This window comes from Polaribacter sp. BAL334 (genome assembly GCF_015767435.1).
Classification (GTDB): domain Bacteria; phylum Bacteroidota; class Bacteroidia; order Flavobacteriales; family Flavobacteriaceae; genus Polaribacter.
Map to the genome: position 1 here is coordinate 1 of NZ_JADWOV010000047.1, position 350 is coordinate 350.

Below are 350 nucleotides of genomic sequence, written 5' to 3' on the forward strand. Positions count from 1 at the left end.
AATATTTGTAATATTCAAATTTAAAATAACACTTCCAAATCCTGTCATTCCAAAAAAACCATTTAGAACATTTCCAGAATAAGAGTTATTAACATAAACCAGCCCGTCAACAGCATAACCTCCCCCATTGTATACGCCATAAAATATATAATCATTTGACGTGCCCTGTTCATCAGATGTGTTACTTGGTATTACAGAATTTCTACCTCCAATAGGTATCCATGTATATGTCCAATTTTTAGTTTCTGAAGCATCAATATTATTAGTTTGTAAAAAATATTTACCTGATGACCATTTTGCCCCTTTGGTAATTTCACTTGCCAACCAATATAAATTACCCAAAGAACTCA

General features: G+C 31.7%; 1 protein-coding gene. It reads right to left on the bottom strand.

What is annotated here, in order from left to right:
- The coding region (locus tag IU405_RS00255; protein WP_197436666.1) for a hypothetical protein at positions 1-350 on the bottom strand (350 nt) is incomplete at both ends.